Annotated in this window: 19 protein-coding genes and 2 pseudogenes; all 21 read left to right on the top strand. The window is 39.9% G+C overall.

All coding sequences use genetic code 11. From position 1 onward, the window contains the following. Positions 1 to 36: 36 nt before the first annotated feature. The 21 genes and pseudogenes from AC6H0A_RS02450 to AC6H0A_RS02350 all read left to right on the top strand — a co-directional run bounded on the left by AC6H0A_RS02450 (position 37) and on the right by AC6H0A_RS02350 (position 14,149). The gene (locus tag AC6H0A_RS02450) at positions 37 to 258 is read left to right on the top strand and encodes a hypothetical protein (RefSeq protein ID WP_044232291.1); all 222 of its coding nucleotides are present in this window, start codon (positions 37 to 39) and stop codon (positions 256 to 258) included. Between the two features lie 3 nt (positions 259 to 261). Then, positions 262 to 1,785 (top strand): phage portal protein, encoded by a 1,524-nt coding sequence (locus tag AC6H0A_RS02445; protein ID WP_179231032.1) that lies wholly within the window; start codon positions 262 to 264, stop codon positions 1,783 to 1,785. Beyond that, positions 1,721 to 3,748: a ClpP-like prohead protease/major capsid protein fusion protein gene (locus AC6H0A_RS02440; protein ID WP_005640351.1), complete on the top strand. Its 2,028-nt coding sequence runs from the start codon at positions 1,721 to 1,723 to the stop codon at positions 3,746 to 3,748. The genes AC6H0A_RS02445 and AC6H0A_RS02440 overlap by 65 nt, the downstream gene beginning before the upstream one ends. Positions 3,749 to 3,830: 82 nt before the next feature. Continuing rightward, on the top strand, positions 3,831 to 4,013 hold the full coding sequence (locus tag AC6H0A_RS02435; protein ID WP_005661726.1) for a hypothetical protein: 183 nt from the start codon (positions 3,831 to 3,833) through the stop codon (positions 4,011 to 4,013). A 2-nt stretch (positions 4,014 to 4,015) separates the two neighbouring features. Next, on the top strand, positions 4,016 to 4,339 hold the full coding sequence (locus tag AC6H0A_RS02430; RefSeq protein ID WP_044232288.1) for a DUF2190 family protein: 324 nt from the start codon (positions 4,016 to 4,018) through the stop codon (positions 4,337 to 4,339). Beyond that, positions 4,320 to 4,631, top strand: coding sequence for a hypothetical protein (locus AC6H0A_RS02425; protein ID WP_005640350.1), 312 nt, complete (start codon positions 4,320 to 4,322; stop codon positions 4,629 to 4,631). Before AC6H0A_RS02430 ends, AC6H0A_RS02425 begins: the two co-directional genes overlap by 20 nt. Before the next feature lie 2 nt (positions 4,632 to 4,633). Next, a complete protein-coding gene (locus AC6H0A_RS02420; protein WP_005640349.1) occupies positions 4,634 to 5,185 on the top strand; it encodes a phage tail protein in 552 nt (183 codons plus the stop codon). Continuing rightward, a complete protein-coding gene (gpU, locus tag AC6H0A_RS02415; protein ID WP_005640348.1) occupies positions 5,172 to 5,582 on the top strand; it encodes a phage tail terminator protein in 411 nt (136 codons plus the stop codon). The genes AC6H0A_RS02420 and gpU overlap by 14 nt, the downstream gene beginning before the upstream one ends. 2 nt (positions 5,583 to 5,584) lie before the next feature. Continuing rightward, positions 5,585 to 6,235 carry a hypothetical protein gene (locus AC6H0A_RS02410; RefSeq protein ID WP_005640347.1) on the top strand — a complete coding sequence of 217 codons (651 nt, stop codon included), beginning with the start codon at positions 5,585 to 5,587 and terminating at the stop codon, positions 6,233 to 6,235. Between the two features lie 104 nt (positions 6,236 to 6,339). After that, positions 6,340 to 6,501 carry a hypothetical protein gene (locus AC6H0A_RS02405; protein ID WP_167351487.1) on the top strand — a complete coding sequence of 54 codons (162 nt, stop codon included), beginning with the start codon at positions 6,340 to 6,342 and terminating at the stop codon, positions 6,499 to 6,501. A gap of 16 nt (positions 6,502 to 6,517) precedes the next feature. Next, a complete protein-coding gene (locus tag AC6H0A_RS02400) occupies positions 6,518 to 6,925 on the top strand; it encodes a hypothetical protein (RefSeq protein ID WP_005640346.1) in 408 nt (135 codons plus the stop codon). A gap of 44 nt (positions 6,926 to 6,969) precedes the next feature. Next, complete coding sequence (locus AC6H0A_RS02395) at positions 6,970 to 7,194, top strand: phage tail assembly protein T (protein ID WP_005640345.1); 225 nt, start codon at positions 6,970 to 6,972, stop codon at positions 7,192 to 7,194. A 68-nt stretch (positions 7,195 to 7,262) separates the two neighbouring features. After that, positions 7,263 to 7,448 (top strand): hypothetical protein, encoded by a 186-nt coding sequence (locus AC6H0A_RS02390; RefSeq protein WP_367208822.1) that lies wholly within the window; start codon positions 7,263 to 7,265, stop codon positions 7,446 to 7,448. Between the two features lie 15 nt (positions 7,449 to 7,463). After that, positions 7,464 to 7,646: pseudogene (locus AC6H0A_RS02385) on the top strand (type II toxin-antitoxin system RelE/ParE family toxin); the annotation flags it as partial. Beyond that, entirely contained in the window at positions 7,630 to 7,932 is a 303-nt protein-coding gene (locus AC6H0A_RS02380; protein ID WP_005640344.1) for a helix-turn-helix domain-containing protein, read from the top strand. The pseudogene AC6H0A_RS02385 and the gene AC6H0A_RS02380, both read left to right, overlap by 17 nt. A 304-nt stretch (positions 7,933 to 8,236) precedes the next feature. Beyond that, positions 8,237 to 11,608, top strand: a pseudogene (locus AC6H0A_RS02375) (tape measure protein). 169 nt (positions 11,609 to 11,777) lie between these two features. Then, positions 11,778 to 12,164: a hypothetical protein gene (locus tag AC6H0A_RS02370; protein WP_044232937.1), complete on the top strand. Its 387-nt coding sequence runs from the start codon at positions 11,778 to 11,780 to the stop codon at positions 12,162 to 12,164. 1 nt (position 12,165) lies between these two features. Continuing rightward, positions 12,166 to 12,840 carry a hypothetical protein gene (locus AC6H0A_RS02365; RefSeq protein WP_044232283.1) on the top strand — a complete coding sequence of 225 codons (675 nt, stop codon included), beginning with the start codon at positions 12,166 to 12,168 and terminating at the stop codon, positions 12,838 to 12,840. 68 nt (positions 12,841 to 12,908) lie between these two features. Next, positions 12,909 to 13,202: a hypothetical protein gene (locus AC6H0A_RS02360; RefSeq protein ID WP_005640339.1), complete on the top strand. Its 294-nt coding sequence runs from the start codon at positions 12,909 to 12,911 to the stop codon at positions 13,200 to 13,202. Between the two features lie 114 nt (positions 13,203 to 13,316). Next, positions 13,317 to 13,658 (top strand): hypothetical protein, encoded by a 342-nt coding sequence (locus AC6H0A_RS02355; protein ID WP_497512363.1) that lies wholly within the window; start codon positions 13,317 to 13,319, stop codon positions 13,656 to 13,658. Beyond that, complete coding sequence (locus AC6H0A_RS02350; protein ID WP_497512361.1) at positions 13,658 to 14,149, top strand: hypothetical protein; 492 nt, start codon at positions 13,658 to 13,660, stop codon at positions 14,147 to 14,149. The genes AC6H0A_RS02355 and AC6H0A_RS02350 overlap by 1 nt, the downstream gene beginning before the upstream one ends. Positions 14,150 to 14,152: the final 3 nt, after the last annotated feature.

Here is a 14,152-nt window from a genome sequence, read left to right as displayed (position 1 = left end):
CGCACGTTTTACGTGCGGATTGTTATTGGGGCAAAAATGGCTATCTACGAAAGAGACGAACTCGAAGAAAAAATCCGAGCTCTTGATGAAAAGATCGAAAATGCCCAAAGCCAAGTGAGCTTTAATGGGCGATCGGTATCTTACCAAGTGTCTGAATGGACAAAACAACGTGACCGCTATCAACAAATGCTTAATGAGTTATTAGCGGAAACAAGACAGCGAGTTAAACGCCACAGAATCAAATATGCGAGATTTTAAACGATGGGAATATTAGATAAAACAATTGCCGCAATCTCGCCTAAATGGGGCGCACAGCGAGCAAAAAGCCGATATGTGATGAATGCATACGAGGCAGCAATGCCAAGCCGTACACATAAGGCAAAACGCGAAAGCCAAGGCGCGAATGTATCGACCAAACAAAGTGCGATCAGTTTGCGAGAACAAGCTCGAGCGTTAGACCAAAATCACGATATTGTGATCGGCATTTTGGACAAGATGGAAGAGCGTGTGATTGGCTCTAGAGGAATCCATATTGAACCACAGCCGCTAAATTTAAGTGGTGATGTTGATGAGGCGCTGGCGGAGCAAGTCCGCAAAAAATGGGCGGAATGGTCTATCCGTCCTGAAGTGACAGGACAATTTACTCGCCCCGAACTTGAGCGGATGTTGTTACGCACGTGGCTCCGTGATGGGGAAGTGTTTATCCAACTTGTGCGAGGCAGTGTAGCAGGTCTCAATCACAGCACCAAAATCGCATTTAGCCTTGAGGCATTAGAGCCTGATTTTGTGCCGATGAATACCCTTGATACGGCAAATGTAATCCAAGGGATAGAGATTAATGCTTGGCGCCGTCCTGTGTCTTACCGCGTTTACATGGACAACCCGCAGGAAAACAACCGAACTTACGGGCGAGTTAAATCAGTGCCGGCAGGAAATATGTTGCACCTTGCGTTTAAAAAGCGCTTGCACCAATTGCGTGGCGTATCGATGTTACATGGTGTAATTGTCCGCCTTGCCGACCTCAAAGATTATGAGGAAAGCGAACGAGTAGCCGCGCGAATTGCTGCAGCCTTTACGATGTACATCAAAAAAGGAGATTCCTTGCTTTACGGTGACAATGATGAGTACAGCACGGATAGCCCTGAGCGCGACTTTGAAATTGCTCCAGGTGCAATCATTGATGATTTAAAGCCTGGCGAAGATATTGGGTTGATCAATTCTAATCGACCAAATGTGAACCTAGAAACCTTTAGGAATGGGCAATTAAGAGCAACAGCAGCGGGGACTCGCTCAAGTTACTCAAGTATTGCGCGAGATTATAACGGCACTTACTCAAGCCAGCGCCAAGAGTTGGTGGAGAGCTTTGAGGGTTACTCCGTTTTACAAGATACCTTTGTTGCACATATCTCCCGCCCAATCTACCGCGAATGGCTAAAAATGGCGATTGTCAGCGGTGAAATTGAGGTGCCAGTCGATATTGATCCAGCGTCACTTTATAACGCAGTTTATAGTGGCCCAGTGATGCCGTGGATTGATCCAACCAAAGAGGCGCAAGCGTGGAAAGAGCGCATTAAAGGTGGGTTGGCAACGGAAAGCCAAGCTGTACGAGCAAGCGGTAGCAATCCAGCAGAAGTTAAACGTCGCCGTAAAGTTGAGGTGGACGAAAACCGAGAATTGGGTCTCAAGTTTGACACGGATTTAACTAACACAGGTACGACAAATGAAAAAACAAAAGATGATTCTGTCGCCAATGGCGATGGCAGCGAACGTGACAAAGACGAATAACCAGTCTTGGTACTCAATCAAAGCCAACGACACTGCTGAAATTTCAATTTACGATGAAATTGGCGGGTGGGGGATTTCGGCACAACAATTTGCTAAGGACTTTAAAGCCTTAGGCAATAATCTAAAACAAATAAATCTGCATATACATTCGCCAGGCGGAGATGTGTTTGATGGCATTGCTATCTACAACTTGCTGAAAAATCACCCTTCCAACAAGACCGTCACCATTGACGGTCTTGCTGCATCTATGGCGTCAGTTATAGCTATGGCTGGAACTGAAATCATTATGCCAGAGAACGCAATGATGATGATCCATAAACCGTGGGGAGTACAAGGTGGCGATGCAGATGATATGCGCAAATATGCCGATTTGCTGGATAAAGTAGAAGATACGCTTATCCCTGCTTATGCAGCAAAAACGGGCAAATCTGCTGAGGAATTAGCAGAAATGTTAGCTGCGGAAACGTGGCTTAATGGCAAAGAATGTGTTGAGCACGGTTTTGCCGACAAACTCGCCGAGCCCGTTAAGGCAATGGCACAACTTCAATCCAAACGTTTAGGAGACTATAACAACATGCCAAAAGCGATCAAAGATATGTTGATGAATCCACAAGGAAATGCAGGCGTGATTACTGCATCAGAAACAACATCAATCAAAACTGAAACAAACGCATCTGTAAATCCAGTTGCACAAGTAGATAACACAGCACAAGTGCAGGCGGAATTAAATAAACGTAACGCCGACATTAAAGCCGTATTTGCGCCGTTTGGCTCAGCTCACAGTGATTTGTTGGTGGAGTGTTTGGGTGATTTATCAATTACTCCAGAGCAAGCCAAAGACAAATTATTAGCAAAACTTGGTGCGGGTACAACCCCAAGTGCGGCAGTAACGCCTTATGCCGATAACGGCAACATCGTTGGCGATAGTGTGAAACAATCTTTGTTAGCTCGTGCGGGTATCGACAAAGATAAAGTAAATGCCAAAGACAATGCCTACAACGCAATGACCTTGCGTGAGCTTGCTCGTGCATCATTGGTTGATCGCGGCATTAGTGTATCGGGTCAAAATGCAATGAGCATGGTTGGTTTGGCATTTACCCACTCAAGCTCTGACTTTGGTCAAATCTTAATTGATGTGGCGCACAAATCCTTGCTTAAAGGTTGGGAAACCGCAGCGGAAAACTTTGATCAGTTTACCTCTCGTGGCACATTAACTGACTTCCGAGCGGCTAAACGTGTTGGCTTGGGTGATTTTGGCTACTTACCACAAGTCGGTGAGGGCGAGGAATACACCTACGGCACAATCGGCGATGAAGGTGCTAGCGTTGCATTAGCGACTTATGGGCAATTATTTAGCATTACTCGTCAAGCAATCATCAATGACGATATGCACTTGTTGACAAAAATTCCTGAAAAAATGGGACAAGCTGCACGTGCAACCATCGCTAAATTAGTGTTTGCGTTATTAACTGGTAACGCGATTGCGCAAGATGGCAAAAAATTATTTGATGGCTCGCACAAAAACTCATTTGATAATGCCGCATTAGATGTGGCCAATATTGATAAAGCAATTCAAATGATGAATGGCTTTGTCAATACTCGTGGTGAACCATTAGCGATTGAGCCTGATTTTATGTTGTTACCAACCTCACTTTATACTCGTGCTAAACAAGTTCTAGGTTCAGCAAGTGTGGAGGGGGCAGATATCAATTCTGGCATTATCAATCCAATCCGCGATATTGTGCCGACAGTTAAATCCGCACGTTTACAAGTTGCCGATCCAAAATCTTGGTACTTAATCAACAAAGAGGCGATTGAAGTTTCTTATCTTGATGGCATTGATACGCCATACATGGAGCAACAACAAGGTTTCACTGTTGATGGTGTATCTACCAAGGTGCGCATTGATGCAGGTGTTAACGTGATTGATTACCGAGGCATTGTAAAAGTTACCAATAAGTAACCCAAAATAGCGAAACCCCAAGTAACGGAGAATTACCTGGGGTTTCTTTCATTCCAACTTCCTATACAAGAAGGAATAAATCGTGATTGATTTTAAACTACTTGATGGGGTTTGTAAAATGTTAGAAATCATCGATAAATCAAAGACGGCTCGGCATTTTATATGGGCAGTGCTTGTTCTCTCCTTTATTTGTGTGATTTTATGGTTATCGCCAGATTTCTTGGATGCATTAGGCAAATTCTTATTAATTCAGAAAGGACAATAAATATGGCTAAAAACTATATGCAAGACGGAAACACCGTTCGTTTTACTGCTACCGCTGCTGTAAAAAGCGGTGATGTAGTAATGTTAGAAAACCTTGCTGCAATCTCAGTATCTGATGTTGCACAAAATGAAACAGGCGTTGGTTTAACTACAGGTGTGTTTACGGTGAAAGCAAAAGCGGAAGATGACATTAAACAAGGTGCAATTGTTTACTGGTCAGCAACCGATGGTGCAACCATTACCGCTGGTAGTAACAAGCGTTTAGGTATTGCTTGGCATGCTAGTGGCGTATCGATGGGCACTGTAGATGTCAAGATCAACGCTTAGTCCGTTTGATGAGGCACTCGCACAGGCGGACAACGTCATATCAGATGTGATGATGTCCGTCTATGTTATCAACGGCAAAAAATACAAAGCTGTGCTTGATGAAAGCCCAAAACTAATGAGTGGCAATTACACCGATGATTACTTAATTAATGGCACGACGCGTACTCTCACTCTTTTTAAAGCATCAGGATATAAGCCAAAACTTGGAGATATCATTATTTCTTCAACAGAGGAATATGTTGTGCGAGGGTTTAGCTTTGAAGATAAGAAGATCGTACTGCAATTGGAGTAAATATGGCGGTGAAAATTGAAGGGATGGCTGCATTACAAGCTAATATCCAAAAACTGGCTAATCAAGTCGCGCCTAAAGCGGCAGCAAAAGCGATTAATAAGGTAGCAAGAAGTGCAATCAAAAATGGAACAAAAAATGTCTCCAAAGAGATTCATGTGCCAGCTAAATTAATCCGCAAGCGAGCTCGATTATCCCAAAAAGCAACAGCGAATCGACCAGTCGCAAAAATACGAGTTGATAGAAGAAATTTACCGTTAATTCGATTATTGGAAAACCCTAGACGAACCATGCGAGCGAGTAAAGGGCAAATTAGAATAGGCAAATATCAAATACAACGCGGTTTTATTCAAACTCTAGCAAATGGTCGTAAACACGTTATGCAGCGACAAGGTAAAGAGCGGTATTCAATTGATGTTGTTAAGATTCCGTTATCTAGACCATTAACAACGGCTTTCCATAATGAGTTAAAAGATTATTCAAGTCAGATCAAAGTTGAACTGACAAGAGAGTTGAGTGACATTTTTAAAAATAGAGGATTAAATGCTAATTCATAAGAAGATTCGACATCAAGTGTCGGATATGCTCAAAAGCAGTATAAAGGGTGTTGAGAATATCTATTCTGGGCGCCCTTTATTTATTGATATTGACCAAGAAAAAACAGCTATTGCAGTTTTTCTTGATGAGATTTCGTGCGAAGAGGTAGATCTCTGTCATCACGAATATACCGCAGCCTTAAATATCGCGATTTATCTGAAAACTGCTTTAGGCGACGACGCATTAGATGATATTGCAGACAAAATCAAAGAGCGATTAAGCGTCGCTATATCTAATGATGAATTATCGGAAAATATTTCTGAAATGACTCTTATTAGCTACGAATACGAGCAAGATGTGACGAATCGCACTTGGTTCGTTTCTAACCTTAAATATCAAATTAAGTATGAGGACTAGATATGCCTACACAAACAACACCTTTTCAAGGCACTAAATTTTATTTGGGCGTGGGCTTAAATGAGGGCAAAGCAGTTACCGCTGCAACCATAAAACCGAATGCAACAATTACTGCAACCGGACATGGTGCAAAAACTGGTGACTTTGTAAAGATTACTGGTCTCGGTGCATTAGATGGTTTCTATCCTGTTAAATCTATTGCAACAGACAAAATCACTCTCGCCGATGAGGTCGATTGGAGCGGTCAAGATGCACCAACGGATTTTTCATCAGCAAAAGTGGCGGTCGTCAAATGGTCATCTAATTTCTGCGCTATTAAACAGATTGAGGGTGATGGAGACACTCTGGGAGAGGAGGATATTACAACAATGTGCTCTGAAGGTACTGAAACAGAAGCAGGTGAGATTGAGTATGGCTCAATTAAATTAACATTCTTCTATGCGCCAGGTACCGCAATGCAAGCTGACTTGCGTAAGAAGTTTTATGCTAAAGAAACCTTCCCTTGGATGATGATATTGAAAAATGGTCAAGGATCTCTTTACGGTACAGGATTTATCCAAACCTCACCAAATTTCAGTGGTGAAGTAAAAGGTAAATTTGAATCTGGTGTAACGATTAAAAAAGCAAAACGCGATTATCACTTACCAACATAGCCGCAAAGTGCGGTGAATTTTGACCGCACTTTATAAAAACCAAAACCCCGAAAGCAGCGAACTTTCGGGGTTTTTCATTCCATCAATACGAAAAAGGAATCATTGTGGATGCAAGTATTTTAAAAGTTCTTTTAAAGATAATCAAGGAATTGCTTATGAAATATTCAATTTGGCAAATCGCTCTTGCTTTCTCCATACCTATATTCTTTTGGGTATCTGCTGATTTATTAAGAGCAATTATTGAGCTCATTCAATTGTTTAATTAAATAAGGATAAAAAATAATGAATTTACGCGAAAAACTCCTAGCAAATAAGCCTAAAATAACCCAAATTAAAATAAACTGCGAGAATTATTATATCCGTGAGTTTACTGTTGGTGAAATGAATCAAGCCCTTTATGGACAGCAACAAGAGTTAATTCGCATCGCTGAAGAGCAGGGCATTACATTAGCGTTCAACGATGAAATAACTCTCACTGAGCAACTATCAAAAATCTACGATCCTAATCGATTAACTCGAACATTAGCTACTCGACTTTGTGATGAACAAGGCAATAATTTATTTGATGCTAAAAATCCTGATGATTTAGCCGCACTTTCGGCACTTGATAAGGCGGTATTTGAACAATTAAGCCAAGCCATTGCGGAGCTTGAGCCAAAAAACTTACCAGCCGACGAAAGTTCCAACTAAACCTTTCTCTTTCGCTCGGCAAAACACTTGAAGAAATTGAGCAAATGCCAGAGCATCATCTCCAAGAATACGAAATGTTTTATCAGGAACAGCCTTTTGGATTATGGCGAGAGGATTATCGTACTGCACAAGTTTCACATTTGCTTGCTATGATAAATCGAGACCCTAAATCTAAGGCTCCAGAATTATCTGATTTTATGCCGTTTTACCAAGAAAAAATAGATGATGAAGATGATGACGGAGTGGCTGATTATTTAGCAAATCGTTAAATTATCTATTGCTCCTGTATTTTATATAGATTAAAATCTATATAAATAATAAGAAAGGTAATAGCTGTATGAAACAAGAATGGGAAGTAATTTTACAAGACCCACTTTTGAACTGGTTAAAAACGCTGGCAGAAGATGATGTATTAAAAATCTATGCGGCGTTGGAATTATTATCAACAGAAGGTCCACAATTAAGCAGACCTTATGCGGATACGCTGCAAAGCTCTAAATATACCAATTTAAAAGAATTGTGAGTACAGTCTAAATTATCGGTATTCCGTTTATTTTATATTTTTGACCCTGTCAGACAAGCGATTGTTTTATGTGGCGGAGATAAAAAAGGCAAGAAAGAAAAACTCTTTTACAAAGAGATGATTGCCCTAGCGGAACAAACCTATGATGATTACCTTTCTGAATTAACTAAGGAGCAAGAGAATGAGCGTAAAATTTAAAGATCTGATGAATAATCTTCCAGCTGAAAAACAAGCGAAAGTGAAAGCTATGGCAAACGATATGCGAATGGAATTACAACTTTACCGTATTCGTGAAGAATTAGAGCTTTCACAAAAGCAAATGGCAGAAGCATTAAGTATTTCTCAGCCGTCAGTTGTTGCCCTTGAAAAACGTGGCAATGACATTAAATTATCATCAGTTAAACGTTACATTGAAGCAATGGGTGGTGTGTTAAATTTATCGGTTGAATTACCCACAGGAAAAACAGTTACTTTCAACTTATAGAAGGCGGTAAACATATTGTGTGATTTCATTCAATTTACAGCAAAATGCTTTTTTATACTGCTTATTGCATTAGGAACATTATTCCTTTTATTTGCTGTTGATTTTATTTATATTCTCGCTTTTTTGGGTGTATATGTTGCTATTTTCGCAACTTGTCTTGTTGTAGCTATTATTAAAGAAAATAACCGTATTAATAAACTAAGGATAGCTGAACAAGATAAGAATCGTGTGAAATATGTTATTATTAATTAAATTATAAGTTTCTAAAAGCTCGCCTCTGGCGGGCTTTTTTTATGAGGTGAATATGTCAAGTTTAGGTTCGTTAAATATTCTTTTGAGTTTAGACTCAATTCAGTTTAATCAGGCGCTTGATAAATCATCCTATCAAACGCAAAAGTTTGCAAAACAATTTGAATTGAATTTTACAAAAGCTCAGGCCAAAGCAAAACAATTCTCAGAGCGTACAACTCAATATTTGAATAACATAGAGAAAGTGGCAAATACAATTAATAAAACGACAAGCCGTACTTTTTGGGCTGGCATTGTAAGTTCGGGCGGTTCCTATTTATCATCTGGTATTTCTGATGTGATGAAATACGCGGATAGTTATACTGAGTTACAAAACCGTATTCGCTTAGTAACAAATAGCCAAACAGCTATGGTAGCTGCGACAGAATCGGTGTTTGATATTTCTTTGAAAACCAATCAAGCTGTTGGCGCTACTGCACAAATTTATCAACGCTTTGCACAAAATGCAGATAGATTGAATTTATCTCAATTGCAAGTCTCCGAATTAACTGAGACTGTTGCAAAATCTGTTGCAATCTCAGGCGCTAGTGCAGGCGCAGCCGAAGCAGTATTAATGCAATTTGGGCAAGCATTAGGAAGTGCGGAATTACGCGGTGATGAGCTTAATTCTGTGATTGAGCAAACTCCAGGACTTGCCAATGCGATAGCTAAAGGGCTTGGCGTAACAACTGGTGAGCTGAAAAACTTAGCTAAGGCAGGGCAATTAGATATTCACGCCGTTATCCAGGCTTTAGTAAAAGCACGAGATACGGTTGATAATGACTTTAATAAACGCGTTAAAACGCTTTCAATGTCTTTTACAAATTTAGAGACATCGATAACTAAGTTTTCAGGTGAAGCAAATAGTGCGTTAGGTGTTACACAAAAACTAGCTACTGGAGTCGATTTTGTTAGCGATCATCTCCAAGAATTAATTATTGGGCTTGGATCGCTGACCGCTGCACTTGCTATCGGTCATCTTAGTAAATACGGCTTGGAACTATTAAAAACGGGTTATGCTAGTGCAAAAAATGCTCTAGCGCATATTGCTGAGGCAAAAGCCATAGCAACAAAAGCTACTGCAATGCGTACAGCGGCTCAGGTTGAAATGGCAAGCTTAAACGCACAATTCCAGCTTGCGCAATCAGAACAAACACGATTTGCATTGCGTGAAAGAATGAAAGTGCAATCAGCTCAAATTATTGCTCTTGCACAAGCTGAAGCTACTGCAAAACGTAATCTTGCCACGGCAACTAATATTGCTGCAATGGCGGCAAAAGGTTTGCAAAGTGTAATGGCTTTACTCGGTGGGCCTGCTGGTGTAATTGGGATAGCTGCTACATCATTAATTTTCTTCAGTTCACAGGCGGCGCAAGCAAGACAGTGGGCACTTGATACTACAACTGCAAACCAAGGATTAGCAGAAAGTTATAATGAGTTAAGCGAAGCTGCATTATCCTTAAAAGTGGAAGATCAACTCGAAAATATTAAGAAATATTACAAGGAAATCGAAAAAGTTAAAGCCACTATCGCTACAAAAAACGTTAGTGCTAATTTTGATGGTTTTCAAGTTGATAATGGTATTAGTAATAAAGAGTTGGAGCATCTACAAAACGAAATCAAGTCTATCGAAGAAAATGCAGGTTTAGCAGAAAAAGCTCTTGTAAAAATGCTCGCACCTCTAGCTGAAAATATGCTGCGTTCAGGTAAAAGTCTTGATGATGTTCGGCAAAAATTCAAATTACTTGGTGTTGATGCAGTAACTGCGAATAATATTATTGCAAATTTACCAAAAAGTTTCTCTGGAGCAGCAAACGGTGCAAAAAATGCCACAGATAAAACTTTAGATTTAAAAGATGCAATTGATAAATTAAATGGCAAATCAACAACGCTTGCTCAAAAACTAGAAGTCGCGAAGTTAAAACAACAAGGGCAAGCAAAATCTGCATATGTTTTAGCAGGTCTCTATGAATTGCTTGGGAAAGAGGGTGCTGAATATAATGAAGTATTGATTGGCATTGCAACAGGCACCATTACCGCAGCTAATGCGGCAGATAAAGCTGTTGGTTTATCTGTTGAGACTTTGAAAAAGATTTTAGATGGTAAAGCTCAACTAGAACAAGATTTCACCAAAGAAAACCAAATAAATAAAATAGAGACAAGTCTAAAGGACAATGGGCGTCATTCAAAAGGATCTAAAACTGACTATGTAAAACAATACACAGATCAAGTTAGCGAAATGGAAAAACGCCTGTCTGAACTGCGGGAAAATGCGCAAGATATAGCATTATTCGGTCAAACAAGCCAATATCAAGAGGTAAACAAACTTACACAAGATATCGCTGCCAACGCTAAAAAATATGCACATTTTGGTGCTGATGGATTAGCAAAACTCAAGGATATGGCGGCCCAGATTGATGCTGCACAGCAAGAAGTCTCTATTAATCAATTTACTTTTGATAATTCTGAAAAATTACGAGCAATGGAGTTTGAATTAACTCTACTTGGGAAAACTCGACAAGAATAAGAGTTAATGCAGTACAATCACCAGCTTGATTTAGAAGCGGCAAGGTTAAAAAACGGGATGTCGCAGAAGAATATAGCCAAACTAGATGAAGAAATTGCCAAACTTAAAGAGCGTCGTGGGATTATACAGCAACAAACGGAAGAATCTCGTGGTAGTGCAATTCTTGGTTTCCAGCAAGGAATGAAAACAATTGAAGATCAGGTTTCTGATGTTGCAGGAAACATAAGCAACATTACCGTGAACGCATTTAATGGTATGTCTGATGCTTTAACTGACTTTATCATGACGGGTAAAACTGACTTTAATTCCCTGGCAAAATCAATCATCAAAGATATTGTTCAAATGACGACAAAAATGATTATTTTTGCATCACTCAAGGCAGCATTTGGAGGAACATCTTTTGGCAAATTTATGGGGTTCTCTGGAGGCGGTTTAGTCCCTGAATTAAAATATACTGGTGGACTTGTTGGATTTGATGAAGGGGGATTTACTGGTATAGGGGGGAAATACACGCCTGCTGGTATTGTACATAAGGGCGAATACGTCATAACAAAAGAAGCCACTGCTCGTTTGGGTCGTGGCTTTTTAGATCATCTTAATTACGGTTCTGTTCGTCGTGGTTTTGCTAATGGTGGTGGAGTCGGTGTACCAAGATTGCCAACTATGGCTTATCAACCTAAATCATCAGGGAATATAGCGGTTAAGGTGATTAATAACGGTGAACCGATGGATGCAACTGTAAGCCAACAATCAAAAAATGGACAGCTTGAAATCACCGTGGAATTAGTGCGAAAAATTGCACAGCAAGAATCAGGCAAGATGCTACAAGAGAATATGCGTTATGGAGGTATGCTTGGATGATGGAAACATTTAGGCGGATCGATTAATATTAACAATCGGTTCAAGGTGAGCAACCAAGGGTAAGTCGAGATGAGGGCTAATCAAGGCAATGTAGGGCTTATTATGAATAATAATCAGATCGTTGTTTATGATGAGAGCGGAAGAGTTAGAGTGAAAATAGGGAAATTACATGATTAATTTTATTGTGCCAGTCATGGTAGCTCTTGTTGGGCTACTTTTTTTATATCTAAAGAAGAAGCAGCGCGGAAAAGGAGTAAGTATGTCATCTAACGGAATGCAAACGTTTGACGCTAACGGAAATTTGATCTTTGACTCAACAACATCAAGGCTACGTCTTGTTGATGAGCGCATTGTAACCAGTGTGTCAGAAGTGTCTTTTACATATCCGACAAAAGAATCAGAACGCTTAGTGGCGTGGATTCTGCCAATGAATGGAGCGCCAACTTTCCCAAGCGAGGTTATTTTAAAAGTTGAGGATAAAAAAATAACTTGTTATCCACAATTTCGGAATTTGAAGAATCCACATCAATATAAATTAATTATAGGAGTATATTAAAATGCCTGAGTTCGGTATTAATTCACCAGATTTAAAAATTGATTCGACATATCGTTCCTATGTCTATAAATCAACTCATAAGCTAACACAAGAATTCAAGAACGGCGAACTAACAGAGGCTTTATTGGACTGCGAGCCAACAGATGTTTTTGTTGTGTCAGACCTAAGTCATAACGATCCGATGAACTTAAATAGATATAACTCTATTTTTATATACTACCATGATGATCTGAGACATGTTGGTTTCAGTTTTTGTCCTGAAAATAAAAACGCAAAAGCCACCCTGATCGTACATCGATTCATGCTAGCTCATAAATCAAATGATAAATATGGCATTGAGATCTTTGACAAGCTTGGGCGAGTTGTTTTTAATTCGTCAGAAAAACCGCTACTAATTCAAGATGCAGTAAGACTTGGGAGCACCCCCCAAGTTATAAAGAATTATAACCATAGAGTGGGTATATTAGCCCAGCCAAGCTATACTATTTCGAGTGGCTCTTTCGGAATTTATCAAATGCTACATCAATGCTTAAAGGTTGGGAATAACCGCACAATTAGCTACTTATGTACGACCGAGAGCGAGATTGATGGTGAATACTTCACTCCATCAACTCCAACTAAGCCAAGCGATGATAGATACCCAAGCATGATCGTAGTAAACCTATCTAATATCTAACTTAATTTTAACCAATCACAACCCAGTCAATAGACTGGGTTTTCTTTTATCTAACAAAGGACAAAACCATGACGACATTTAACAAAATCTTAAATCCAATGTATTCAGTAATTGCCGCATACTCTAGACAAGAGGACGGCTCAATTAATGCCAAATATGTACTTGGCACTGGTACAGACAATGATGGAGCAGTGACAGACTTCACCCCAATCATTTCTGAATATAAATGGATTTATCCAGCCGCAGCAAAAAGCATTTTTGGTAAGCCATTAACTCAAGATGACATTGGCAAAACAACGGAGCAAATCGATTTAGATCGCATCTATGCTTACTTAAAAGAGCAAGGACAGATTGTTATCTAATCATCTAATTATTAGAGATACCGCCTACGGGCGGTTTTTTATTGGAGGGGAAAATGAAAATAATCGACTTGGAAATAATTCCTGGAAATGAAGAACGATTTAAGGAGGATAAGAATGGATGAGGTTGTTTTTGAGTGGATTCGTGGCGATGACGAAGTGGAAATCTTAGTTTTTACTGAAGAAAATGGAGATCCTTTGGATTTTACAGGCTGCCATTTTAATTGCGACATTGCGCCTTTAGGTAAGGGGGGTGATAGGATTCATTTATCAACCGACAACCAAGGCATTATTATCAACGGGAATGAAGGCAGCCTTATCATCGCCCATGAACAAACGGAAAATGCAACGTGGAAAGAGGCGCGATTTGACCTTCAGCAAACCACGCCTGACGGAAAGATCAAAACGTGGTGCGGGGGAGAAGTATTGTTACAACACGATATTACACGGAGAGTATGATGCAAACTATCCAAGTAAAACCCAAACAAACCGTGCAAATCAAGGTTAAGCCTTGTGTAAAGCTGGCAAGCCTTGCTCTGTTTGATAAAGCACTTTTAACAATTACCACCAAGCTAAAGAGGACTACAAACATGGAAAAATTAGAAATTAACCAACAAGACCAAGGTTTTGTCTATCAAGTCGGCAAAGACATTGCGCAATTACAAGAGGCTGTAGCAGCATTACAAACCGCCGCTACCGCTCAACAAGGGAAAAAACAATGGGTGCAGAAAGTGACGTTAAAACCTGATTCAACGCTTTCTTGGGCAAAAGTGAAAGTGAATCCCACTTTGGTGGGAAAATCGGGTATCGTGTTGCTTGCCGATTCTACAGTGCAAACAACCTGTTTCAAAGATATTTTCGAAATGCCCGCTGATAAATCACTTTTTCCAGCTTATTTTATTTCCCTTGCGGACCCTAAACAGGTGGATTTTGTGAGTGAAGTGGAGTAGTGT

The sequence above is a fragment of the Haemophilus sp. THUN1692 genome, assembly GCF_059704395.1.
This window is presented reverse-complemented; position numbering and strand designations above follow the sequence as displayed.

Bases quoted from the DNA above. Each gene is read 5' to 3' on its own strand.
- AC6H0A_RS02450 (WP_044232291.1), top strand. From the start codon at position 37: ATGGCTATCTACGAAAGAGACGAACTCGAAGAAAAAATCCGAGCTCTT.
- AC6H0A_RS02445 (WP_179231032.1), top strand. From the start codon at position 262: ATGGGAATATTAGATAAAACAATTGCCGCAATCTCGCCTAAATGGGGC.
- AC6H0A_RS02440 (WP_005640351.1), top strand. From the start codon at position 1,721: ATGAAAAAACAAAAGATGATTCTGTCGCCAATGGCGATGGCAGCGAAC.
- AC6H0A_RS02430 (WP_044232288.1), top strand. From the start codon at position 4,016: ATGGCTAAAAACTATATGCAAGACGGAAACACCGTTCGTTTTACTGCT.
- AC6H0A_RS02425 (WP_005640350.1), top strand. From the start codon at position 4,320: ATGTCAAGATCAACGCTTAGTCCGTTTGATGAGGCACTCGCACAGGCG.
- AC6H0A_RS02420 (WP_005640349.1), top strand. From the start codon at position 4,634: ATGGCGGTGAAAATTGAAGGGATGGCTGCATTACAAGCTAATATCCAA.
- gpU (WP_005640348.1), top strand. From the start codon at position 5,172: ATGCTAATTCATAAGAAGATTCGACATCAAGTGTCGGATATGCTCAAA.
- AC6H0A_RS02410 (WP_005640347.1), top strand. From the start codon at position 5,585: ATGCCTACACAAACAACACCTTTTCAAGGCACTAAATTTTATTTGGGC.
- AC6H0A_RS02400 (WP_005640346.1), top strand. From the start codon at position 6,518: ATGAATTTACGCGAAAAACTCCTAGCAAATAAGCCTAAAATAACCCAA.
- AC6H0A_RS02395 (WP_005640345.1), top strand. From the start codon at position 6,970: ATGCCAGAGCATCATCTCCAAGAATACGAAATGTTTTATCAGGAACAG.
- AC6H0A_RS02390 (WP_367208822.1), top strand. From the start codon at position 7,263: ATGAAACAAGAATGGGAAGTAATTTTACAAGACCCACTTTTGAACTGG.
- AC6H0A_RS02380 (WP_005640344.1), top strand. From the start codon at position 7,630: ATGAGCGTAAAATTTAAAGATCTGATGAATAATCTTCCAGCTGAAAAA.
- AC6H0A_RS02370 (WP_044232937.1), top strand. From the start codon at position 11,778: ATGATTAATTTTATTGTGCCAGTCATGGTAGCTCTTGTTGGGCTACTT.
- AC6H0A_RS02365 (WP_044232283.1), top strand. From the start codon at position 12,166: ATGCCTGAGTTCGGTATTAATTCACCAGATTTAAAAATTGATTCGACA.
- AC6H0A_RS02360 (WP_005640339.1), top strand. From the start codon at position 12,909: ATGACGACATTTAACAAAATCTTAAATCCAATGTATTCAGTAATTGCC.
- AC6H0A_RS02355 (WP_497512363.1), top strand. From the start codon at position 13,317: ATGGATGAGGTTGTTTTTGAGTGGATTCGTGGCGATGACGAAGTGGAA.
- AC6H0A_RS02350 (WP_497512361.1), top strand. From the start codon at position 13,658: ATGCAAACTATCCAAGTAAAACCCAAACAAACCGTGCAAATCAAGGTT.